We start from the raw sequence: 21,113 nt of genomic DNA, 5'->3' as shown, positions 1-21,113 counted from the left end.
ATGGCATCATTAACAGTTTATAGCGAAGCTGGCGCTGAAGTCGGCAAGTACGAGATTGACACCGAACAACTGGCGGACCGCATCAGCAAGCAATTGCTTCACGATGCAGTGGTCATGTACCAAGCCAATCTTCGTCAAGGTTCCCACAACACCCGCACCCGCGGCCAAGTGGCTGGATCAAAGAAGAAGATGTACCGTCAAAAAGGTACCGGTAACGCTCGAGCCGGTGGCAAGCGTTCGCCAGTGCGTCGCGGCGGTGGTGTTGCTCGCACAATTAAGCCTCGCGACTACAGCTATCGCCTGAACAAGAAGGCGTTGCAACTTGCGACCCGAATGGCAATTCGATCCAAGATTGATGACGGCGAAATGGTGGTGGTCGACAAGTTGTCGTTCGACGCTCCTAAGACCAAGCAAATGGCAGGCGTGCTAAAGGCCCTTGGCCTTGAAGGCACCACAACGCTTGTCGCGACTGCGGATTTAGACGCCGTGGTTTACAAGAGCGGCCGTAACATTGCGGGCGTTTCGGTCGAGCCAGTTCGCCAACTCAACGCATTGTCGGTGCTGAAGCCTCGTCGCATGCTCGTTACTAAAGACGCGCTGGACAAGATCAAAGACGGCACCTTCACGACGGCTGCCAACTAAAAGAAGCGAACCTGACACACTCAGCCGCAACCAACAGACATACAAGATAACGACCAAGGCCGAATCCCATGGCACACATCCTACCACCTCCACCGAAAACTGACGGCATTAAGCTAGAAGCCCACCAGGTTCTGCTTCGTCCGTTGGTTACCGAAAAGGGCGTTCACCGCGCTTCGCGGAACAACCAATACGCGTTCCAGATTCACCGCGATGCTACCAAGCTCGATGTGAAGGCGGCCGTGGAAGAATTGTTTGACGTCAAGGTCAAGAAAGTTCGCACACAGAATCGCAAGGGCAAGCTTCGCCGATACCGTTTTCGTTACGGTCGCACCAGCGACTGGAAGAAGGCCATCGTCCAGCTTCATGAAGAACATCGAATCGACTTCTTCTAGTAGCCACAGGCATCCGTTGCCATTTACCTGATACCAAAACCCGTAACTTAAAACCAATTCCGCCATGGGCATTCGAATTTACAAGCCGACCAGCGCCGGTCGACGCAATGCGTCGGTAAGTGACTGGGCCGATCTGACGAAGGGTGCGAAGCCTGAAAAGTCGCTTCTGCGTCCAAAGCGTAAGACCGGTGGCCGTAACAACCAAGGTAAGATCACTGCACGCCACCGCGGTGGCGGCCATAAGCAGATGTACCGCGTGATCGATTTCCGACGTGCCAAAGACGGTGTTCCTGCGACGGTGGATTCGGTTCAATACGATCCTAATCGTTCGGCTCGGATTGCCTTGCTGAAGTATGCGGATGGCGAAAAGTCATACGTGGTAGCTCCGGCTGGTTTGAAGGCTGGCGACAAGATCCTTAATGGTCCTGACGCACCTCCAACGCTCGGCAATTGCTTGCCATTGAAGAACATTCCGTTGGGCATGAGCGTTTCGTGCATTGAGCTTCGTGCGGGTCGCGGTGCAGTTTTGTGTCGCTCAGCCGGCACGAGTGCTACCCTTCAAGCTCGCGAAGCCGATTGGGCTCAGTTGCTGTTGCCCAGTGGTGAAGTTCGCCGCGTGCCTAGTGGTTGCCGTGCAACCGTGGGCGGCGTTGGCAATACCGAACACATGAAGATTCGTTTGGGCAAAGCTGGCCGATCCCGTTGGCTCGGTCGTCGTCCTCACGTTCGTGGTACCGCAATGAACCCAATCGACCACCCGCACGGTGGTGGTGAAGGCCGGACTAAGGGTGGACGTCACCCTGTCAGTCCTTCGGGCGTCAGTGCTAAGGGTGGCGGTACACGCCAGAAACGCAAGGCGAGCAACAGCTCGATCGTGCGTCGTCGCAAGAGTCGCCGTTACGGTCAACTCAAGTTACATTGATCCCCGTCGGCCGCAGGCCAATACAAGTTCGCTGGGGAACCCAGGTCACTTCTTGATCGGTTCCCGAGCTTTGATTTTTCAAAACATCAATTTCACACGATACCTGTCACCTTCCTATGTCTCGCAGTAGCAAAAAAGGCCCCTTCGTCGATCCGAAGTTGTTCTTCAAGGTTCAACGTCAGATCGAAAACGGTGGTGCCGAGCCGATTAAGACTTGGGCTCGCGCCTGTACGATTGTGCCCGAATTCATCAACAAGACCTTCATGGTCCACGATGGACGTAAGCACGTGAAGGTGCTCGTTACCGAAGATATGGTCGGACACAAGCTCGGCGAATTCGCTCCAACGCGAACCTTCAAGGGACACAGCGGAAAGGGTGGCAAGAAGTAAACATGGCTACATTCAAAGCAATTCATCGTAACGCTCGCATGAGCGCCCAAAAGGTTCGACTGGTCGCGGACCTGGTCCGTGGCATGTACGCCGACGAAGCACTCGACACCTTGAAGTTCCAACCTCAACGCGGTGCCCGCATGTTGGAAAAGGTCATCAAGAGTGCGATCGGTAACGCAACCGACCCTGACCAAAACAACGGACGTCCTCACCGCGTCGAAGAGTTGGTTTTGACAGACGTTCGCATTGATGGCGGACCGATGTTCAAGCGAATTCGACCTCGTGCACGGGGAACCGCATTCGCCATCAAAAAGCGAAGCAGCCATATCACCGTTGGGTTGACTCCCATCGACGAAATATAAGCTGACAAGACACAAGTCCAACAGCCAGCTTGCCTCAGGCAAGTGAGCTGTCACCAAACAAACAACAAGCACTCAGAACTCAATAGATTTCCTCATGGGTCAAAAAGTCAATCCAATCGCTTTCCGAGTCGGCGTCACCCGCGGGTGGGCGAGTCGATGGTACGCGTCGAAGCAGGATTTCGCTGGTCTGTTGCTGGAAGACCGCAAGTTGCGGAACTTCATCACCAACCACCCCAAAAAGACACAATACAAGAGCGCTGGTATCGACCGGATCGAGATCGAACGCACTCGCGATGAAGTTCGCGTGATGCTGTACGTTGCTCGTCCAGGCTTGATCATCGGTAAGAAAGGCCAAGAGATCGAGATCCTGCAGGCAGAACTGCAGAACCTGATCGGACGCCGAATTAACCTCAAAATCGAAGAAGTGGGACGACCTGAGTTGCAAGCTCAATTGGTCGCCCTTGAAATTGCACAACAACTGTCCAAACGGTCGAGTTTCCGTCGCACAATGAAGCGAACGATTGACACGACCATGGACGCGGGTGCGAAGGGTATCAAGATCCAGATGGCTGGCCGACTCGGGGGTGCTGAAATGGCACGCCGCGAAAAGCAAAGTGCTGGCTCGATTCCTTTGAGCACATTACAAGCCAAGATTGATTACGGATTCACCGAAGCGATGACGCCACAGGGGCACATCGGGATTCAAGTGTGGATTAACCAAGGTACTTACGGAGACGATAACGATGGCGCTGATGCCCAAGCGGGTCAAGCATCGAAAAAGCCAAAGAGGGCGCATAAAAGGTAGTGCGACTCGCGGTAACAAGGTCGTCTTCGGTGATTATGGCATCCAGTCTCTGGATGCTGGTTGGATCAAAGCCACCACCATCGAAGCCGGTCGTATCGCGGCTCAGCAATACGTTCGAGGCGAAGGCAAGCTATACATTCGAATCTTCCCCAATAAATCAGTGACCAGCACTCCGCTGGAAACTCGAATGGGTAAGGGTAAGGGTGAGCCTGACTTCTGGGCCGCGACCGTAAAGCCTGGCACGATCCTTTATGAGCTTGGCGGTGTGACCGAACAACAAGCCAAGGTTTGTTTTGCCCGATTGGCAAGCAAGCTGCCGGTGAAGGTACGTTTCGTGGAACGACGACCTGCTTAATAGCGAACAGGATTCAGCAATCAGGCAACGGTTTGTTGCCTGGCTGATGCCTAATGATTCCCTGATGCCTGTAACCTGACACCTGTAACCTATTTCCCATGAACAACCTGACTGAACTGCGTGAAATGAGCGACGAACAGCTCGACGCGACCGCTAAAGAAGCGGCGACGACCCTGTTCCGACTTCGTTTTCAATCGCAATCGGAGCGTTTGAACACGCCAAGCGAATTGCGAAAGAACAAGCAATTGATCGCACGGATCAAAACGATCCAAACTGAACGACAAAAAGCAGCACTGGCTTAGTAGCCACGTGAGGCAAGTGGCAAAAGTAGCCACACGAACTTTCACACCTAGTTAGTAGCAAGAAACTCGGACCCCTTCCATGCCGAAACGCATCGTTTCCGGAATCGTCACCAGCGACAAGATGAGCAAGACTCGTCGTGTAGAGATCGCACGTTTGGTGAAGCACCCCAAATACAAGAAATACATTCGCACCCGCACCGTGTGTTACGCACACGATGAGAACGACGAATCGGGGACCGGTGACCGCGTCGAGATCATGGAATCACGTCCGCTTTCGAAGCTCAAGCGATGGACGCTAGTTCGCGTGGTCGAGAAGAGCACCGAAGTTGATGTTGCTGCCCTACGTGCCGCTCGCAAGGAAGCTGAATCCGAAGCGATCGAAGCGTCCCACGCGGGCGACGATGCCACCAAGGCGTAACGCGAAAGTATTGCATAACCAGCAAGATCGCGCCCCGATCATCACCATTTTGATCGGCCCAACCAAACAACCATTTGACGACCTTTACGAACCATGATCCAACAAGAAACCCGACTCGACGTTGCGGATAACACTGGCGCTCGCCAAGTGATGTGCATCAAAGTGCTCGGTGGTAGCCGCAAGCGAACCGCCGGTCTCGGTGACGTCATTGTTTGTAGTGTGAAGAGTGTGATTCCCGGCAGCGAAGTCAAGAAAAAGGCAATCGTTCGTGCTGTGATCGTTCGCACCAAGCAACCGGTCCGACGAAGCGACGGCAGCTACATCAAGTTTGATTCCAATGCCGTGGTTTTGATTGACAAAGACAAAGGCCCTCGTGGCACTCGTATCTTCGGTGCAGTAGCCCGCGAACTTCGCGAGCGAAGCTTCATGAAGATCGTATCGCTGGCCAACGAAGTGGTATAAGCTCTCCGCCGACCACTGAACCAACAAGACAAGTAGCGAACCGCTAACCGTTTAGAAGAACCATGAAATTTCGCGTTAATGATGAAGTCACTGTGATTACCGGGGCCGACAAGGGCCACAAAGGTAAGATCATCGTGGTCGACCGTAAGGCCAACAAGGTCATCGTCGAAGGTGCTGGCCGAGTATGGAAGCACGTCCGACGCAGTCAAAAGAACCCGCAAGGTGGACGTCTTAACAAAGAGATGCCCATCAGTGCTTCCAACGTGATGTTGCTTGACCCAAGCACTGGCGAACCGACCAAGATCGGTGTTCGGTTCCTTGCCGACGGAAGTAAAGAACGTTTCGCAAAGAAGAGCGGCAAAACGATCGACAAGATTGCCCCAGCTCGTGCCCAACACGCAGCCAAGTAAACAGTCGCCAGAAGAAGCTATACCGCGAAGCCTCCCAGAGTCTCCTCGGTACCCCCAATCAAACACCAGCTACAGCCAAACGCTAAAAACTGAATCCCATGTCCGATAAACCCCGCATGCAAGTCCGATACGAGGACACCATTCGCCAAGCGATGGTGGAGAAGTTCGGCTACACCAATCCTCATCAAGTTCCTCGAGTCGAAAAGATTGCGTTGAACATGGGTGTCGGACAGGCCATTGGCGACAAGAAGATCCTTGACTTGGCATTCGATGCCATGACTCAAATGGCTGGCCAAAAGCCAGTGATCACGCTTGCCCGTCAGTCGATCGCGAACTTCCGTCTCCGCGAGGGAATGCCGATCGGTTGCATGGTAACGATGCGTCGCCAACGCATGTACGAATTCATGGATCGTTTGATCTCCATCGTTTTGCCACGGGTTCGTGACTTTCGAGGAATCAGCCCCAAGGCCTTTGATGGTCGTGGGAACTACACATTGGGTTTGACCGAGCAATTGGTTTTCCCCGAACTGAACCCTGACAAGTTCACGCGGCCACAGGGCATGAACATCACGTTCGTGACCAGTGCCAAGACGAACGAGGAAGCACGCGAATTGCTGTTGCTCTTCGGCATGCCGTTCAAAGATGCCAACAAGAAAACCGAAGCCGCTTAATTAGCGACTCGATAACGAAACCTCGACCCCATTACATTTAAGCCCTAATTTAGAGTTCACTGTGGCTAGCAAATCCAAAGTCGCCAAGGCAAAGCGTCCCCCGAAGTTCAGCTCCCGTAAAGAGAATCGCTGTAACTTCTGCGGACGTCCCCGTAGCGTTTATCGCAAGTTCGGCTTGTGCCGTATTTGCTTCCGTGAAAACGCCAACGCTGGGAAGATTCCTGGCGTTCGTAAGGCGAGCTGGTAACCCACACACAAACCTGAATTTGCCCATAAGTCTTTCCTGAAAACGGAAAGCACAGGGAGCACCCACCACCATGATGACTGATCCTATCGCCGACATGCTCACTCGCATCCGCAACGCGGTGAGCGTAGAGAAACCGTTTGTCGACATTCCTACGAGCCGCTTCAAGCGTGGCATCGCTGATGTTCTCAAACGAGAAGGTTTCATTTGGGATTGGAAAGAAGTCGACGAAGAGAACCCATCCGCAACGCTGCGATTGGAACTCAAGTACGGCCCCAATGGCGAACGCGTGATCCAAACGATCAAGCGAGTCAGCAAGCCTGGTCGGCGATTGTACTCGCACAGCAAGGGTCTGAAGCCGATTCTTGGCGGACTTGGTATCCGAATCATTAGCACCAGCAAGGGTGTGCTCAGCGATCGCGAAGCACGCCGCGACAACATTGGCGGCGAAGTTCTCTGCGAAGTCGCTTAGTCATGAGCTGGCGAAGTCATTTGAACCGACACTCGCCAGCCACCCCCACCTACAAACCACTTAACCGTTCTTAGAAGCATTTATCATGAGCCGTATCGGAAAAAAACCGGTTGCCATTTCGGGAGGCGCCAAGCTGTCGCTCGATGGCAATACGATCAACGCCGAAGGCCCCAAGGGCAAGTTGACGTTCACCCACCGTCCAGAAGTCAGTGTCACCATCAATGATGACGGCACCGAGGCGGTTGTGACACGCGATAGCGACGAGCGAGAGTCTCGAGCCTTTCACGGGCTAACCCGCGCCGTGATCGCCAACATGATCGAGGGCGTCACCAAGGGCTACGAAAAGAAGCTCGAAATCATCGGTGTCGGTTACCTTGCGGCAATCTCCGGCGACACGCTTCAATTGCGAGTCGGCTTTGCCAACGAACTGCACAAGAAAATCCCAGCGGACCTTCAAGTAACGTGCCCTGACCAAACTCACGTGGTTGTCACCGGTTGTGACAAGCAGCGTGTTGGCCAGTTTGCCGCTGAAGTCCGAGCCCTACGCAAGCCTGAACCTTACAAGGGCAAGGGCGTTCGCTACCAAGGCGAACAAGTCAAGATTAAGCCAGGTAAGTCGGCAGCTAAGTAGTCGCGACTCTGACCTCACCCCTATTTATTACCCAACCGTCCAATACACCTTGAAGCCGATCCACAACCGATCGGAAATACGATGGACAAGAACAAAATCCTCAACAAGCGTCGACTCCGACGTCGTAACCACGTTCGCAACAAGCTTCGTGGCTCGGCTGATCATCCGCGTTTGTGCATTCACCGATCGCTTAAGCACTTCAGTTGCCAACTCGTAGACGATTTGGCTGGTAAGACGCTTGTCAGTGCCAGCACTCGCGACAAGGGCGTTAGCCCGAAGGTCAAGAACGGTGGCAACTGTGATGCGGCGGCAGAAATTGGTAAGCTGCTCGCAGAAAAGGCTACGGCGGCCGGCATCACGCAAGTGAAGCTCGATCGTGGTCACAATCGCTATCATGGCCGCGTCAAGGCATTTGCCGACGCCGCTCGTGAAGCCGGTTTGAATCTCTAACACACCCAACAACATTTAATCCCTCTCTACGAGGACAAAGTCATTAGTAACGCACAACAAAATCGCGGTAGTGGTGGTCGAAAGCCCCGCAAACAAGACGACCAACCTCAACTGGCCGAAGGCCTGATTGATCGCGTCGTAAAGATCAAGCGTTGTGCTGCCGTAGTTAAAGGTGGTCGACGTTTCAGTTTCGCAGCCATGGTCGTTGTGGGCGATGCCAACGGCAAAGTCGGCTGGGGTTACGGTAAAGCCAACGAAGTTCCACCAAGCGTTCAGAAGGCTCAAAAGCAAGCCAGCTTGATGATGATCGATGTGCCACTTGTCGATGGCTCGATTCCTCACCAAGTGATCGGTCACTACGGTGCCGCGAAGGTTATCCTGCTTCCCGCCGGTGCTGGTACTGGTATCATCGCTGGTCAAGCCGTTCGTGCCGTTTGCGAAGCAACGGGTATTCACGACATTTTGACCAAGTCTTTCGGAACCAATAACCCGGTCACCCTGGTCAAAGCAACCGTCGACGCATTGTCGAAGCTTCGCACCGTCGAGCAAGTTGCGGCACTTCGAGGATTGGACCCAGCGGATCTTGCGGTCAAACATCACTAAAACATTCGCCAGGCAGTTCGCCTGGAATAAAACTCACTTGCTAAGCCTCAAGATTGAGGCTTCTCAAGCGAACAACCAACAACAGTCAAGAAATCAGACGCTCGGTAGTTCATTTGCCCCGCGTCGTCAGCCCTTAGCACCGAATCATGCAACTTAACGACGTCCATCGCGGTATTCAGAAGAACCGCCCTCGCAAACGCATCGGTCGTGGCTCCGGTAGTGGTCATGGTAAAACTTCAGGTCGTGGTCACAACGGTCACAAGAGCCGCAGCGGTTACAGCCGAAAGCCAAACTTCCAGGGCGGCACGATGCCTATGTTCCGCCGTATTCCCAAGCGTGGTTTCAATAACCGCTGGGCTACGGAAGTGTTCGCCATCAACGTTGGCCGTCTGAACGATTGCTTCAACGACGGTGATGAAGTCACCATCGAAGCGTTGTCGAAGAAGAACATCGCCAAAGGAACCTTTGACGAAGTCAAAGTTCTCGGTGAAGGCGAAATCACCAAGAAGCTGAAGGTATCCGTTCACCGCTTTAGCAAGTCGGCTGAAGAAAAGATCACCGCGGCTGGTGGTTCGATCAATAAGATCGTTTCCAAGCGAACACCTGACGAGCGCGTCGAAGCACTCAAAAAGTCGTAGGCCACGAGTCGCCTTCGGGCACTCGATTACAACCTAAGACTTGCCGATCAACGTAGGCCGTATGGAGCTTTGCGACATACGGCTTTCCGCATGAATTGGGAGCGTTGTTCGGCAAAGCGATCCCGAGCTCACATCCCTCTCGATCGTTTCCCGGCAAGTCGCTACACTTCCGCGAAACACCTCCAACATTCCCCGCTCTCGCACGTTCCGCGAGACTTTCTTGACGGATTATCCGCATGTTCGAAAAGCTGCGAATCATTTTTTCGATCCCCGAACTTCGCAAAAAGATCATGCTGACCATTGGTCTGCTTGCCATCTATCGCATTGGATTTCATATCCCTCTTCCCATGATCGCGACAAACTTGTCGGACGCGGGCGGAACGGCATCGGAGTTCTTTGAAAAGATCACTGTGTTTGCTGCAAGCGATCTTCGTCAAGCGACCATCTTCGGCCTGGGAATCATGCCGTATATTTCAGCGTCGATTATCTTCCAGCTCCTCGGAAGCGTCTACAAACCGCTCGAAGAACTAAAAAAAGAAGGCGAAGCTGGACGTAAGAAGCTCAATGAATACACGCGATATCTGACCGTGCTGATCTGCGTGGTGCAAAGCTACATGTACTTGAAGTTCATGTTGATGTCGGGCGGCCCGGGTGGAAACGGGAACATCAACCCTAACTTTACCTCGGCTGATGGAACACTGTTCTGGGGCTGGCAGATGGTTGCTGTCTTGGTCATGACCTGCGGAACGGTCTTCCTAATGTGGCTCGGCGAACAAATTGACGAACACGGAATTGGCAATGGGATCAGTCTTTTGATCATGGCCGGTATCCTCGCGCAGATGCCAAAGGCGATGTACGAGTTGATCCGTAATATGAAAACCGAACTGACCGGTCTTAGCCGAGGTCAAATTGGCATCGAGACCCTGGTCTTGCTGATTGTCCTTTTCGTCGGCGTGGTATTTGGCGTGGTGTTCATCACGCTCGGTCAACGAAAAATCCCAACTCAATCGGCCAAGTTCACCCGCGGGCGCCGTGTTTACGGTGGTACGCGTCAACACTTGCCTTTGCGAATTAATCAAGCGGGCGTGATGCCAATCATCTTCGCTAGCAGCTTGTTGATCATCCCTGGATTGATGTTTGGTGGATTGGCCAGCTTTGTCGGCAGCGAAAGTGTGTTGTTCAAACCATTTAACTTTGCCGGGCTGACGCTCAACGACCAGGGTTCGTTTGTATTCAACATGCTTTACGTCGTTCTGATTTTCTTCTTTTGCTACTTCTGGACGGCGATCACGTTCAATCCCAAGGAGATGTCCGACAACCTTCGCGACAGCGGAACATTCATCCCGGGACACCGACCAGGTAAACGAACGACTGATTACCTCGAAAAAGTGATGGTCCGAATCACCTACGTCGGTGCGGCGTTCCTTTCGATCGTCGCGATTGTCCCCACTATCGTTTACGGTTCCCTTGGGGTTCCTTACTCGATCGCTGGGTTCTACGGTGGTACGGGATTGTTGATTGCGGTTAGCGTAGCGTTCGACTTGGTCCAAAAGATCGACTCGCACTTGGTAATGCGAAACTACCGCGGTCTGCTTGAAGGTGCCGGTGGCGGCGTTTCACCGGTGGTTTAACACCTCGTTTGAGCGCCGTCGGAGGCCTGTCCTCGCGAATAGTGTTCAGCTTTTCGGCATGGCATATGGCTGCCAAAGTCGCGATGCCGAAGTCGCCCCGTGATTGACTACGTTTATGTTCGGACTTCGCTTTTTCGAGTAAACGTAGTTTGGTTTCCCGGCATGGCAGTTTGGCCGTGGCAGGCCAAGACTGCGGTGTGATCACTAGCCATCAGTTGGAAGCCAGCGATGCGTATCGTTTTCATCGGGCCACCAGGTTCAGGCAAAGGCACCCAGTGTCGTCGATTGTCAAAACATCTAGGTGTCCCGCACCTATCGACCGGCGAGATGCTGAGGTGGAAACGAGACAATACCCATGACGGCCCGATGGTCGCGGGTTTCATCGACGGCGGCAATCTTGCACCCGATCAATTCGTCATGAGTATGGTTTCGTGTCGAATCAGTGAATCGGACTGCAGATCAGGATACTTGCTCGATGGTTTTCCACGAACCGTTGTGCAGGCTGAACTGTTTGACACCCATTTAGATCAGCGGAATGGCCAGCTTGACCATGTTTTCCAGTTGGTTGCCAGTGACGATGAACTGATCCGCCGGATGATACGGCGATCGGAACTCGAAGGCCGAGTTGATGACACGCCTGAAACGATCGCCAATCGCTTGAGCGTGTACCAGGCCCGAACACGGCCGGTGATTGATTACTACGCCGACCGAGGACTCATCCGCCCAATTGATGCGATGCAATCGGCGGAAACGGTGTTCGCAAACTTGCTGGCAATGATCGAGACTAATGAGTAAAGGCGTCGGCAAAGCCCCGGCCCAAATTGCCTAAGAAAGCGTACAATGCAGTATCAGCTCGCTAGGCTTCTTACACTTCATCATCGGTCTTAGAACGTGATTGCAATCCGAACGATCTTCCTGGCTATCACTGTTTCCTTAGTGACAGTGCCTTTCACGATGAGGTGTGGTGCTCAGGGGCCATTCAGTCCATTGATGGGCACTCAATCGGGCCGGTTCATCGAAGCACCTCGCGGAATTGAACAGAAGCTAAGCGACGCTAAAGACTCGCTTGATCAGGGACGTTGGGGTGATGGCGTTGTTCAGCTTGGCGACCTACTTGCTCGTGCAAATACGAACAACGATGACGGTGATCTGGCTGGCCAGGATTTCTTTCTCGCGATTGACGAGATTACCGATGGGACGGCTGTGTCGAACAGTTTGCTGCGTCAAGCAAGAAAGATGATCGGTGAACTTTCCGTTGATGCGATGGAAATTTACGAACTGCGATATGGCGCGATCGCTCGTAAGATGCTCACCGAAGCGGCTGCTCAACGAGACTGGCAAAAAGTATCAGAGGTGCGACGACGGTACTTTCATACCCACCCAGGATATGAAGCATCCTGGTTGTTAGCCCAACGTGAGTTTTATTTGGGGCGGCCCTTGGCTGCCTCGTTATTGCTGGATGAAGTCGCTACGCAACCGCGTGCGATCAGGCACCTCGGCAATCACGCGTTTACGTTGCATGCGATTGCCTGCTTACGCTCGGGTCGCCCGCTGCCATCGACCGGGCCGGTAGTCGGTCAATCGATTTCGATTCCTGGCAAGGAAGATCTGACGATCACGATAGAGTCAGACGATCAGTTCACCAATTGGCTCAATGAACACTGTTCTATTGCGATCGACTACGATCCTTCCATCCCGGGCGACCATGCGATGTTTGGCGGATCGCCGGATCGCAACGGCACAGATGCTGGCCAAATGCCTCTCACGAATTTGCGTTGGCGTTTGCCAACCACCGCTACGCCGCTTCAAGACCAGATGGTCAACGCACTTTCGGATGAACTTGCTTCAACGAGCAAGCTACCACCGCCGAGTTGGACACCATTGAAGGTCGGCAATCAATTGTTGATGAAAACGACGGAACGTTTGGTCGGTGTGGACTATCGCACTGGCAAACGAGTTTGGACTTATCCCTGGCAAGCTAGTTTCGAAACGCTCGACGACGACGAAACATCTTTGGATCAATTAGCTGGCGAGGACAATCGCGCTGAGGAACTGCGACAACGCATTTGGAACGACGTACCATACGGTCAAGTCACCAGTGACGGAGAGCGCGCCTTTATGTTGACTGACCTCGCGGAAGTCAGCCCGATGTCGCTGAGTCCCTTAATGAACATGCGTGGCACGCGTCCTGCCGATACTCGCACCAATACATTGGTCGCCTTAGAAATGGCAACCGAAGGAAAGCTTCTGTGGCGACTCGGGCAACAAGGGGATCAAGCCTCGCCCTATGCTGACGCGTTCTTTTTGGGACCGCCGTTGCCACTGGAAGGCTTATTGTACGTTTTGGTCGAGATTGCGGGCGACATCAACCTATGTTGTCTTGAACCAACCACAGGTAGCGAGGTGTGGCGACAACATTTGGTGGCGGTCGAATCGGGCGGCATCGACCTGGATCCGATTCGCCGTGTCAGCGGCGCTATGCCAACCTATCACTCGGGTGTTTTGATCTGTCCGACCGGCGCGGGTACTGTTGTGGCGATCGATCTAGCTGACCGCATGCTGCGTTGGGGTGCCTCCTTTGAACGCAGTTCCGAGGCCACACGGGTGCACACGCGAGGACGCGGGTTCAGTTCGGCTTCGTTGATGCAGCGTTGGGACAATGGAGTTGCCGTCACGAAAGACACAACGGTGTTGGTTACTCCGCCGGAATCAGAGCACCTGTTCGCGTTTGATTTGATGGATGGCAGCTTAAAGTTCCCACCGAAAGATCGCATCAACATGCGGTACTTGGCTGGCATCCGCGACAACAAGTTCTATGTCGTCGGCGCCGATCGAGTTCGTGCATACGACTTGGACTCAGGCGCTCCCGCATGGACGAGTGAACGAGACATGCTATCGGCAGGGCAACAGATCAACGGGCGAGGTTTGTTTGGCAACGATGACTACTTACTTCCTACGACGACGAATCAGTTGATCCGTTTGTCCTTGGCTGATGGTAGCGTCCTGCAACGTCGAAGCACAAAGTACCCGCTCGGTAACATGATCGCGGTTGACGGCGAAGTGATTGTTCAAGGCCCCGACAGCCTATCGGTTGCGTTTGGCGAAGCATCGCTCGAGCCAGTCGTTAATCGAATGTTAAGTGAAGACCCCGATAACTTTGAGGCGCTTGTTCGAAAGTCGGAACTCTTGATCCAACGCGGCCAGCGAATTGAAGCCATGGATTACTTGCAACGAGCCAGGGTGATGCAACCGGCTAACGATGAAGTATTGATGCTAAGCGTCTCTGCAATGCTGGGCGTACTGCGTGACGACCCGTCGGAAGGCGAGAAGTTTGTGGATGAGCTGACTCAGCTAATTGACCAACCGGCCCAGGCGATTGAACTATTGTCGCTTCGAGCTCAAGCAGCGATGAAGCAAGGGGACCCGGAAGTTGCGTCAGAGCGTCTGATCGAATTGTCTTTCTTGCTGCTTGACGAAAAATCCTCTCACACCATCGCACAAGATGTTATCAGTGACCCGACTCGTTTTTGCTCTCTCGACGCCTGGGTAGCCGCTCGAATGAGTGAAGTGCATGAATTGGCGGACAGACAGCAGAAACAGCGAATTCGAGATCGTATCGACGCCGCTTGCTCGGCGAAGCTGGACAGTTCGGTTTCGCAGCTCCGACAGCTATCACACCAATTTGAAGGTTGGCATGGCATCGGACCGGTTAAACGCGAATTGATTCGACGCCATCGTGAGAACGAAGAATACTTAGCCATCGAAAGACTATTGATTGGCTCGCGAGTGTCACCAATTCTTGACGCGGAAAGTTTCACGCCTGACGAACTTGTCGAACTGTGCAGCAACTATGCAGACGCGATGATGTACCAAGATGCTGCTGCGATTCTGGAACAACTCAGTCAGATTGAAGGTCTTGAGCCAAACCAAATAGAGCGTTTGGATGAAATCACAAAACTGACCAATGCAGTGAACGGCGAATACGAGTGGCCGGCGCCGGTAACGCTGAAATGGCCGAGCACTCGATCGCCCGCCGCGGCTCGGTTCATGTCTACGTCTACCCATAAGACCGCTACCTTATCCGGCCTGACCTTTGACGGATGGCGTTTGGTCACCGAACCGAATGCCCAACTAGCCATTCGTGATTCAAGCGGAGGATCGCATCCGCTTGCCATCAACGGGGCCATGCAAAATGACAGCGATTACAAAGAGGCAAACATCAGTGGTGGCTTGATGATGATCACGATGGCCAGCCAATTGATGTGCATCGATTTGGCTCATGTTGAAAAGAACGATGGCGAAGGGATCATGTGGACTAAGGGCCTGACCGGCGACGGAAGTCCACTTGCCCAGTCGCGGCGAAGCACAACGCCGTTCGGGGATGAAGTGGTTCGCTACAACATCAACGCATCGACCCCTTCGAAGGTTATCTCGGAGTTTACCGTGGGGCCAATTCTTGGGGATCGAATTGCTGTTTTGCAGGGCGGCGATCTGTATGTGATTGACTTGATGACCAGCGAGACAATCTGGCGTAATTCGACGGCACCCAAGGGTGGCAATGTCGTTTGCAAAGGGAACCAAATCGCGGTCGTATCCGAGTCTTCTAGGGAAATTGCCATCTTCGATCTTCGCGATGGCCGTTTGATAGAAAAGAAACCCTGGACACAAGGCTTCATATGGGAATCGGCCGGACCATACGTGTTGGCGTACTCCGCAACCGATCCAAGTCGCAAGACACACAACATCCGCTTGGTCGATCCGTTTAACGATGCCGTCGTTCTCGAACAAGAATCACTGAGCGTGAATCGTCGCAGCACCGTCGCTCCCTCGGCTTATGGCGATGTCAGCGATGGTCGCTACCTTGGTTGGATGCAAAGTGACGGCCAAGCGTTGATTTGGGACTTAGTCACCGGCAAAGAGATATCGCGTCCCGAGACTCCAGTCATTGAAGACTTGCAGGGGATAAAGACGCTGCGATTAGACGGCCAGTTGTTGTTGTTGCCTCGTCGTAAATTTGACCGCACGCCGACACCTGGAAAGACGGAAACGGTTACTAATGGCGGTGCTCAACATCAAACGATGCATGCGGCGATCGCGGTCGATCTTCAAGACGGCAGCGTGCGTTGGACTCGCGAATTTGACGAACCTTGGGGATGCACGCTGACGCAACCCGCTGACACTCCCTTGATGTTGCTGACGCGCAGTCCGGTTTCTTCGTCCATTTCAACAAGAGTCCGCAAGAAGTGGTTAGACCTGCTCGCAATTGATGTCCAAGATGGCAAGGATGCGGTGAGTCGTTTTGAGAAACCGATTCATGTGGGCAACAACGCGTTAGAAACAAGAATCGTAGTCCAAGGTGCGTTGAACCGGATGATCGCGAACATCGGTACGGACGAGGTGGTGCACTTCCGCTTCGGCCCGCTTCCTCCTGGCGAAACTACGGGCGAGGAAGGTGAACTCAGTGAAGACGAACTCAGTGAAGATGACGACATGGTCGAAGACCTGTTCGAGTGATTCGCCGGATCCTAGTGTTTCCTGACAGCGTTTTTCCGTGGCTGATGAGTGCACGATTCGTGCTTGATCCAAGAAGCTAATTTCCGGCTTCACCGACTTCCTACCTGCCTTTTTGCCCCCGACATTTCTAAGGACGCTTGTTTTGCTGCGTGACCGACTTCGAACTTCTGCCGTCTTGATCAGCCTCGTCGCTGCGCTGTTGTATCTCGATGGAAACTATTCGATCGTGGGTGCTGAAGGTCTTTGGTTGCTTCCGTTGCTGTTGTTCTTTTCCTTAGGCAGCGCATGGGACATCGTTTCAATGATTCGCAACAGTGCGGGTGCCAACGATTCGGCTTATCCCTCAACACCACCTCGCACCCGAGTACTGTTTCTTACGTGCCTAGTGACGCTCTCCGCTACCGTTCCCTTGCTGTGGCCGCTTTTCGACGCTGCGTATCCTCAGAACTGTCCGGTCGGTGAATTAGGTTGGATTGTGGTTGCGGGGATCATGGCAATCTTCTTGGGGCTGATGGCAGAGATGCGATGCTACGAAGCGGCCGGTCGAGGTGCGTTGCAGCGGGTATTGTTGTCGTCCTTCGTGGTCGGTTACGTCGGATTGCCGTTTGCCTTGATGGTTTCGTTGCGTTCGCTTGGTGATGGGAACTGGGGTTTGGCGGCGTTGCTAACCATGATCGCGGTCACGAAGTCGGCCGACGCGGGAGCCTACTTTGCAGGCAAGTCCTTTGGGAAGCGAAAGCTAATTCCCAACTTGAGTCCTGGTAAAACCTGGGAGGGCCTCATCGGCGGCATCATTACCGCTACGGTCGTCGCATTCGGTTGTTTGCTTTGGCTTTTTCCAGCCATCGCGAATTCCGCAGCAGGCCCTGTTTTGGAAACATCGATCCCCGGCGTGAACCAACCTTGGTTGGGGGCTCTCTTGTTGGGACCGTTGCTAGCGATTGCTGGTTTGGTCGGTGATTTAGCAGAATCCATGATCAAACGTGACAGCGGCGCAAAAGATAGCGGTACCTGGTTGCCCGGTCTGGGCGGCGTTTGGGACGTGACGGATTCTCTTATTGCAGCGGTTTTACCTGCCTATTTGTGCTTCGCGGCGGGGGTGGGACTGGGCTAACTGGATAGTTTGCCTTTGCCATCGGCAAATTATGCTGCGGGGAATGCCTTGGAATGGTCCAGAAAGTGCCCTTTTCGTTTTTGCTGCCAGGGTGGCAGGTGCTGCAATTTGCAACTTTGCGGTGCAGGTTGCTTTAGCACTACCGTGAATAAATCAGTACAATTCGACCACTGGAACCACCGACTCCCACGGAACATACATGACCGAAACCACGCTTTCGATCAACGATCCCAGCGAAATATTGGCGCTCTTTGGGCCACGCGATCAACACCTGCGAAAACTACGGCGGCTATTTGACGTTCGTATCACTCAGCGTGACGGCCATATCCGGATCTCGGGTGACGACGAACCTGTCCAGCGGGCAACGCGAACGCTAGAGAAGCTTCGTCATCTCTCGCGTAAGCAGGGCGAACTTAGCGCTGGTGATGTTGAACAAGCCGCTTCCGAAGAAGGCGGCATTGCTGCTGAGTCCAAAGTGGCGTCAGTGACGGTTAGCAATGGCAAGGCCGAAGAAATCAACATTCAGCATGCAGGTCGGCGCATCAAACCGCGAACGCCTGGTCAAGCAAAATACGTCGACGCCATTCGCGCCTATGACCTGACTTTCGCACTTGGTCCCGCCGGTACGGGCAAGACTTACCTTGCCGTCGCGATGGCTGTGGAAGCGTTGCGGGCGGGTGATGTTCGAAAGATCGTTCTCGTTCGACCGGCTGTGGAAGCAGGCGAAAGTCTGGGCTTCTTACCGGGTGACCTGCGTGCGAAACTTAATCCTTACCTGCGGCCATTGATGGACGCCCTTGCCGAAATGGTCGACTACGACCAGGCTCGTGGGTTCATGGAACAGGATGTCATTGAGGTCATTCCGTTGGCCTACATGCGAGGTCGAACGCTTAATGACGCGTTCATCATTTTGGATGAAGCTCAAAATACCACCGTCGCGCAAATGAAGATGTTTTTGACTCGAATGGGCGAACGCAGCAAGATGGTCGTCAGCGGCGATGCGACTCAGTTAGACTTGCCACGTGGCGTCACCAGCGGCCTGCATGATGCGGTCAACCGCTTGAATAAAATCGATTCGATCGGCATGGTCCGGCTACACGCCTCGGACATCGTGCGTCACAAGTTGGTGCAACTGATTGTTGCGGCCTACGATGGCGAAGATTCTCGAGAAAGCCGGTCCCCGGCGTTTCGTTCCCATAGTGAAGATTTCGTTTCCCCTTCCAAGCAATCTCGCGACGAGGACCACTAAGGCACGCTGTGATCGCGTCACGTACGCTGGCTAGTGGCCATGCTCACCTGACGACCGCGGGCTCATTGTGATGAGTGGCACAACCAAACCTCGAAATAAGCAAGAGCGAATTGACTCGCTCGGCATTCAAAAACCGCGACTGGTCCAGTGGTGGCAGGACGCCGATAAAGCGGACGTGCTTAGCCGCATTGGCATTGCTGTTACTGCAGCCATCGCATTGCTGGTGCTTTGTCAAACATGGGCACCCCAGTTCGCGTATCGACTAGGCGCTATCCCGGCGCGTGATCTGGTCAGCCGAGTTACCTTCGACGTTCCCAATCTCGAGGAAACCAAAGCGCTGCAGAATACAAAACGCCGTGAGGTGTTGGCTTTCTATCGCAACCGCAGCGAGCCAATCAAACAAATCAAAGCTGCATTAAAGGATCAACTTTTCAAGGTCCTCGGCGCACCTTCGTTTGACCAGATGACCGAGGAAGAACGCCTTGCGTTTGCGCAGTTCTACGAGGGTGACGAAGCAGACGACGCGGATTCCCCTGCCAAACGGTTTTCTGTTCTGAAGTCCGTCCTCGCCGAAGATCCCGAGCTCAAGAAATTGCAAGACGCACTTCGCGTGGCAATGGAAGAGAACGAACGCAAGGGTTTGCTACAAGCGCTGCAGCATCAGCAAGAACAAGGTCGTCAGGACATGATCCGTGTGTACGAAGCGCACACGCCTGATGAATCGCTTCCCGTCGAGACCAGTGACGTTCGTATTGCTCAAGCGAGCATTGAGTTCGTGAAGCGACTGCGAGAACAATTCCGTACAAGGTACCCCGAAGAGGGCGGCCAGAAGGTTGCTGAGATGATCAGCTCGTGGATCGTGCAGCGATTGCCCGAGTATCCCACACTGCAGTACGACGACGAAAAAAGCGAAAAGGCTCGGCAAGCCGCTGCCGATGCTGTTGATCCGGTCATGACAGCCTATCGTCATGGTGAATCGCAATTGGCCGAAGCAGGAGTACCGCTGACGAACGTCGAGATCGGCTTGCTGAAGCGGGAATGGTCGGAACTGATCGGGCAGATGCGATGGACGGATAAGCTTTCCCGCATGGCGGCCTACGGCGGAATGATTGCTGCTCTGTATTTGTTGTGTGCAAGCTATATCTTCTTTGTCGACGACCGTTCGCTGTTGCTGAGCCGTTGGAAGCTCGCCAAATTGCTGATCGTCGTTGTCTCTGCGATCAGCCTCGGATATTGGGTATCGGGAGATCGTTGGCGAGCTGAGTTGATCCCGCTTGTGATGGCATCCATATTGATGTCGGTGGTGTATGGTCGCGAATTGGCGTTGCTGCTGATGGCGGCTGCTTGCTTGTCCTTGACGTTGTTTCTTGGTTTGGATCTTGCCGAGTTGGTCATGATGGCGGCCGCTTGCACCAGTTGCATCTTGCTGCTGGGGCGAATTCGAACGCGGACTCACTTGCTGTACGTTGGCGGTGTTTCAGCGGTTATCACCTTATTCACCGTAATTGGCGTCGGGATCGTTACCGGGCAAACGCTTTCCGCCGGTGCCCCGGGGCCGGACATTGAACCGGTCTATCGAGGCCCTATCTTCGATATGGTTGTGTGGGGACTTGTCCGAGAAGCGTTCCGTGCCGGCGGCTTCATTCTGATTTCCGCCGCTGCTATGACACCGCTGCTGCCGTTAGTGGAAAAAGGGTTCGGCGTTCAGACGGATCTAAGTTTGTTGGAACTGGGCGACGCCAGCCACCCGCTGCTGCGAAGACTCGCTCAGCGAGCTCCCGGAACGTACAACCACTCCATCAATGTTGCCTCAATCGCCGAAGCAGCCGCCGATTCGATTGGCGCAAACGGGCTCTTGGTTCGAGTGGGAGCGTACTTTCATGACATCGGAAAGATGTTTAAACCGGAGTACTTCATCGAGAACCAATCCGCGGGCGTGAACCAACACGATTCGCTTCAACCGGCCATGAGCACACTCGTCATCATCGCTCATGTGAAAGATGGTGCCGACCTCGCCCGAAGTCACCACCTGCCCGAGCCGATCATCGACTTCATTCTTCAGCACCATGGAACGACGCTGGTTGAGTATTTCTACCGCGAAGCAGCTCGCCGCAGTGAAGAAGACCCCAACGGCGAATCGGTCAGCGACAAGGATTTCCGCTATCCTGGTCCTAAACCGCAAACGCTCGAAGCCGCGGTGATGATGCTCGCCGATACCGTCGAAAGTGCGTCTCGGACACTGGTGGATCCAACGCCATCACGTATCCAAAACTTGGTCGATGCCATCGCACAGAAGAAAATGAGTGACGGACAATTCGATGAATGTGGTCTTACGTTCTTGCAACTCGATCGAATTCGACGAAGCTTAGTCAAATCCTTGACTGCGATCTATCACGCTCGCGTTAAGTATCCCGGTCAACAATCCGCTTAATTTAGC

The 21,113-nt window shown here is 53.7% G+C and carries 24 protein-coding genes; all 24 read left to right on the top strand.

The window, feature by feature from the left end:
- The gene (rplD, locus tag Pla22_RS10060) at nucleotides 1–642 is read left to right on the top strand and encodes a 50S ribosomal protein L4 (protein WP_146514497.1); all 642 of its coding nucleotides are present in this window, start codon (nucleotides 1–3) and stop codon (nucleotides 640–642) included.
- 68 nt (nucleotides 643–710) lie between these two features.
- A complete protein-coding gene (rplW, locus tag Pla22_RS10055) occupies nucleotides 711–1,034 on the top strand; it encodes a 50S ribosomal protein L23 (protein WP_146514496.1) in 324 nt (107 codons plus the stop codon).
- A gap of 64 nt (nucleotides 1,035–1,098) precedes the next feature.
- Nucleotides 1,099–1,956, top strand: coding sequence for a 50S ribosomal protein L2 (rplB, locus tag Pla22_RS10050; RefSeq protein ID WP_146514495.1), 858 nt, complete (start codon nucleotides 1,099–1,101; stop codon nucleotides 1,954–1,956).
- A 116-nt stretch (nucleotides 1,957–2,072) separates the two neighbouring features.
- On the top strand, nucleotides 2,073–2,345 hold the full coding sequence (gene rpsS / locus Pla22_RS10045; protein ID WP_146514494.1) for a 30S ribosomal protein S19: 273 nt from the start codon (nucleotides 2,073–2,075) through the stop codon (nucleotides 2,343–2,345).
- Nucleotides 2,346–2,347: 2 nt separating this feature from the next.
- The gene (gene rplV, locus Pla22_RS10040; protein ID WP_146514493.1) at nucleotides 2,348–2,707 is read left to right on the top strand and encodes a 50S ribosomal protein L22; all 360 of its coding nucleotides are present in this window, start codon (nucleotides 2,348–2,350) and stop codon (nucleotides 2,705–2,707) included.
- 94 nt (nucleotides 2,708–2,801) lie between these two features.
- Nucleotides 2,802–3,512 carry a 30S ribosomal protein S3 gene (rpsC, locus tag Pla22_RS10035; protein ID WP_146514492.1) on the top strand — a complete coding sequence of 237 codons (711 nt, stop codon included), beginning with the start codon at nucleotides 2,802–2,804 and terminating at the stop codon, nucleotides 3,510–3,512.
- Nucleotides 3,451–3,867, top strand: a complete 417-nt coding sequence (gene rplP / locus Pla22_RS10030; protein ID WP_146514491.1) for a 50S ribosomal protein L16 — start codon at nucleotides 3,451–3,453, stop codon at nucleotides 3,865–3,867. The genes rpsC and rplP overlap by 62 nt, the downstream gene beginning before the upstream one ends.
- A 98-nt stretch (nucleotides 3,868–3,965) precedes the next feature.
- A complete protein-coding gene (gene rpmC, locus Pla22_RS10025) occupies nucleotides 3,966–4,169 on the top strand; it encodes a 50S ribosomal protein L29 (protein ID WP_146514490.1) in 204 nt (67 codons plus the stop codon).
- Between the two features lie 79 nt (nucleotides 4,170–4,248).
- On the top strand, nucleotides 4,249–4,587 hold the full coding sequence (rpsQ, locus tag Pla22_RS10020; protein WP_146514489.1) for a 30S ribosomal protein S17: 339 nt from the start codon (nucleotides 4,249–4,251) through the stop codon (nucleotides 4,585–4,587).
- Between the two features lie 93 nt (nucleotides 4,588–4,680).
- Nucleotides 4,681–5,049, top strand: a complete 369-nt coding sequence (rplN, locus tag Pla22_RS10015) for a 50S ribosomal protein L14 (RefSeq protein WP_146514488.1) — start codon at nucleotides 4,681–4,683, stop codon at nucleotides 5,047–5,049.
- 62 nt (nucleotides 5,050–5,111) lie between these two features.
- Nucleotides 5,112–5,459 (top strand): 50S ribosomal protein L24, encoded by a 348-nt coding sequence (gene rplX, locus Pla22_RS10010; RefSeq protein ID WP_146514487.1) that lies wholly within the window; start codon nucleotides 5,112–5,114, stop codon nucleotides 5,457–5,459.
- A 98-nt stretch (nucleotides 5,460–5,557) separates the two neighbouring features.
- Nucleotides 5,558–6,130: a 50S ribosomal protein L5 gene (gene rplE, locus Pla22_RS10005; protein WP_146514486.1), complete on the top strand. Its 573-nt coding sequence runs from the start codon at nucleotides 5,558–5,560 to the stop codon at nucleotides 6,128–6,130.
- Nucleotides 6,131–6,191: 61 nt separating this feature from the next.
- A complete protein-coding gene (locus tag Pla22_RS10000) occupies nucleotides 6,192–6,377 on the top strand; it encodes a type Z 30S ribosomal protein S14 (RefSeq protein WP_146514485.1) in 186 nt (61 codons plus the stop codon).
- Between the two features lie 70 nt (nucleotides 6,378–6,447).
- A complete protein-coding gene (rpsH, locus tag Pla22_RS09995; RefSeq protein ID WP_146514484.1) occupies nucleotides 6,448–6,846 on the top strand; it encodes a 30S ribosomal protein S8 in 399 nt (132 codons plus the stop codon).
- An 85-nt stretch (nucleotides 6,847–6,931) separates the two neighbouring features.
- Entirely contained in the window at nucleotides 6,932–7,477 is a 546-nt protein-coding gene (rplF, locus tag Pla22_RS09990; protein ID WP_146514483.1) for a 50S ribosomal protein L6, read from the top strand.
- An 81-nt stretch (nucleotides 7,478–7,558) separates the two neighbouring features.
- On the top strand, nucleotides 7,559–7,927 hold the full coding sequence (gene rplR / locus Pla22_RS09985; protein WP_146514482.1) for a 50S ribosomal protein L18: 369 nt from the start codon (nucleotides 7,559–7,561) through the stop codon (nucleotides 7,925–7,927).
- A 111-nt stretch (nucleotides 7,928–8,038) separates the two neighbouring features.
- Nucleotides 8,039–8,530 carry a 30S ribosomal protein S5 gene (gene rpsE / locus Pla22_RS09980; protein ID WP_146514481.1) on the top strand — a complete coding sequence of 164 codons (492 nt, stop codon included), beginning with the start codon at nucleotides 8,039–8,041 and terminating at the stop codon, nucleotides 8,528–8,530.
- Between the two features lie 146 nt (nucleotides 8,531–8,676).
- Nucleotides 8,677–9,168: a 50S ribosomal protein L15 gene (gene rplO, locus Pla22_RS09975; RefSeq protein WP_146514480.1), complete on the top strand. Its 492-nt coding sequence runs from the start codon at nucleotides 8,677–8,679 to the stop codon at nucleotides 9,166–9,168.
- A 236-nt stretch (nucleotides 9,169–9,404) separates the two neighbouring features.
- The gene (gene secY / locus Pla22_RS09970; protein ID WP_146514479.1) at nucleotides 9,405–10,799 is read left to right on the top strand and encodes a preprotein translocase subunit SecY; all 1,395 of its coding nucleotides are present in this window, start codon (nucleotides 9,405–9,407) and stop codon (nucleotides 10,797–10,799) included.
- Nucleotides 10,800–11,027: 228 nt separating this feature from the next.
- Nucleotides 11,028–11,594 (top strand): adenylate kinase, encoded by a 567-nt coding sequence (locus Pla22_RS09965; RefSeq protein WP_146514478.1) that lies wholly within the window; start codon nucleotides 11,028–11,030, stop codon nucleotides 11,592–11,594.
- 141 nt (nucleotides 11,595–11,735) lie between these two features.
- Nucleotides 11,736–16,313, top strand: coding sequence for an outer membrane protein assembly factor BamB family protein (locus tag Pla22_RS09960; protein WP_165440586.1), 4,578 nt, complete (start codon nucleotides 11,736–11,738; stop codon nucleotides 16,311–16,313).
- 112 nt (nucleotides 16,314–16,425) lie between these two features.
- Entirely contained in the window at nucleotides 16,426–17,427 is a 1,002-nt protein-coding gene (locus tag Pla22_RS09955) for a phosphatidate cytidylyltransferase (protein WP_261343136.1), read from the top strand.
- A gap of 199 nt (nucleotides 17,428–17,626) precedes the next feature.
- Nucleotides 17,627–18,676 carry a PhoH family protein gene (locus Pla22_RS09950; protein ID WP_146514475.1) on the top strand — a complete coding sequence of 350 codons (1,050 nt, stop codon included), beginning with the start codon at nucleotides 17,627–17,629 and terminating at the stop codon, nucleotides 18,674–18,676.
- Nucleotides 18,677–18,746: 70 nt separating this feature from the next.
- Nucleotides 18,747–21,107: an HD family phosphohydrolase gene (locus Pla22_RS09945; protein ID WP_146514474.1), complete on the top strand. Its 2,361-nt coding sequence runs from the start codon at nucleotides 18,747–18,749 to the stop codon at nucleotides 21,105–21,107.
- Nucleotides 21,108–21,113 lie beyond the last annotated feature (6 nt).

The organism is Rubripirellula amarantea, from assembly GCF_007859865.1.
Lineage (GTDB): Bacteria > Planctomycetota > Planctomycetia > Pirellulales > Pirellulaceae > Rubripirellula > Rubripirellula amarantea.
The sequence above is the reverse complement of the archived record's forward strand: the minus strand, read 5'-3'. Positions and strand labels throughout refer to the sequence as shown.

What these genes read in the sequence shown, in the direction of transcription:
- rpsH (WP_146514484.1), top strand. Translation starts at nt 6,448, where the DNA reads ATGATGACTGATCCTATCGCCGACATGCTCACTCGCATCCGCAACGCG.
- rpmC (WP_146514490.1), top strand. Translation starts at nt 3,966, where the DNA reads ATGAACAACCTGACTGAACTGCGTGAAATGAGCGACGAACAGCTCGAC.
- rplD (WP_146514497.1), top strand. Translation starts at nt 1, where the DNA reads ATGGCATCATTAACAGTTTATAGCGAAGCTGGCGCTGAAGTCGGCAAG.
- rplP (WP_146514491.1), top strand. Translation starts at nt 3,451, where the DNA reads ATGGCGCTGATGCCCAAGCGGGTCAAGCATCGAAAAAGCCAAAGAGGG.
- rplV (WP_146514493.1), top strand. Translation starts at nt 2,348, where the DNA reads ATGGCTACATTCAAAGCAATTCATCGTAACGCTCGCATGAGCGCCCAA.
- rpsC (WP_146514492.1), top strand. Translation starts at nt 2,802, where the DNA reads ATGGGTCAAAAAGTCAATCCAATCGCTTTCCGAGTCGGCGTCACCCGC.
- rplF (WP_146514483.1), top strand. Translation starts at nt 6,932, where the DNA reads ATGAGCCGTATCGGAAAAAAACCGGTTGCCATTTCGGGAGGCGCCAAG.
- rplR (WP_146514482.1), top strand. Translation starts at nt 7,559, where the DNA reads ATGGACAAGAACAAAATCCTCAACAAGCGTCGACTCCGACGTCGTAAC.
- Pla22_RS09965 (WP_146514478.1), top strand. Translation starts at nt 11,028, where the DNA reads ATGCGTATCGTTTTCATCGGGCCACCAGGTTCAGGCAAAGGCACCCAG.
- Pla22_RS09945 (WP_146514474.1), top strand. Translation starts at nt 18,747, where the DNA reads ATGAGTGGCACAACCAAACCTCGAAATAAGCAAGAGCGAATTGACTCG.
- rplB (WP_146514495.1), top strand. Translation starts at nt 1,099, where the DNA reads ATGGGCATTCGAATTTACAAGCCGACCAGCGCCGGTCGACGCAATGCG.
- rplN (WP_146514488.1), top strand. Translation starts at nt 4,681, where the DNA reads ATGATCCAACAAGAAACCCGACTCGACGTTGCGGATAACACTGGCGCT.
- rpsQ (WP_146514489.1), top strand. Translation starts at nt 4,249, where the DNA reads ATGCCGAAACGCATCGTTTCCGGAATCGTCACCAGCGACAAGATGAGC.
- Pla22_RS09950 (WP_146514475.1), top strand. Translation starts at nt 17,627, where the DNA reads ATGACCGAAACCACGCTTTCGATCAACGATCCCAGCGAAATATTGGCG.
- secY (WP_146514479.1), top strand. Translation starts at nt 9,405, where the DNA reads ATGTTCGAAAAGCTGCGAATCATTTTTTCGATCCCCGAACTTCGCAAA.
- rplX (WP_146514487.1), top strand. Translation starts at nt 5,112, where the DNA reads ATGAAATTTCGCGTTAATGATGAAGTCACTGTGATTACCGGGGCCGAC.
- rplE (WP_146514486.1), top strand. Translation starts at nt 5,558, where the DNA reads ATGTCCGATAAACCCCGCATGCAAGTCCGATACGAGGACACCATTCGC.
- rplO (WP_146514480.1), top strand. Translation starts at nt 8,677, where the DNA reads ATGCAACTTAACGACGTCCATCGCGGTATTCAGAAGAACCGCCCTCGC.
- rplW (WP_146514496.1), top strand. Translation starts at nt 711, where the DNA reads ATGGCACACATCCTACCACCTCCACCGAAAACTGACGGCATTAAGCTA.
- rpsS (WP_146514494.1), top strand. Translation starts at nt 2,073, where the DNA reads ATGTCTCGCAGTAGCAAAAAAGGCCCCTTCGTCGATCCGAAGTTGTTC.